Genomic DNA, 273 nt, shown 5'->3' on the forward strand with positions numbered 1-273 from the left:
CCTCAGCTTTAACCTCAAGGTCACCCTTGATTTCTGGGTCGTAGTCAAACTGCATATTGAACTGGAAGAGAGCCTTACCAAGCGGGGCCAGAAGGTAATCATCAAAGTTCTTGATTACAGTCCTGATCGCACCGTTGGCAGCAGACATCAGCATGGAGATGCCAGACGCTGTACGCCCAACCCCAGTTACCCCTGTTTGTCCGTGAGCGAACGAGGGGAACCCTGTAGACTCATCCGCCAACTGCCTAGCCTTATCGAACATCTGCATGTTCT

General features: G+C 51.6%; 1 protein-coding gene. It reads right to left on the bottom strand.

Annotation, left to right across the window (positions count from 1 at the left end):
- Nucleotides 1–262 (bottom strand): hypothetical protein (locus P9228_RS30865; RefSeq protein ID WP_278057055.1); only part of this gene is annotated, 262 nt, incomplete at its 3' end.
- Nucleotides 263–273 lie beyond the last annotated feature (11 nt).

Source organism: Mesorhizobium sp. WSM4898 (assembly GCF_029625845.1).
Lineage (GTDB): Bacteria > Pseudomonadota > Alphaproteobacteria > Rhizobiales > Rhizobiaceae > Mesorhizobium.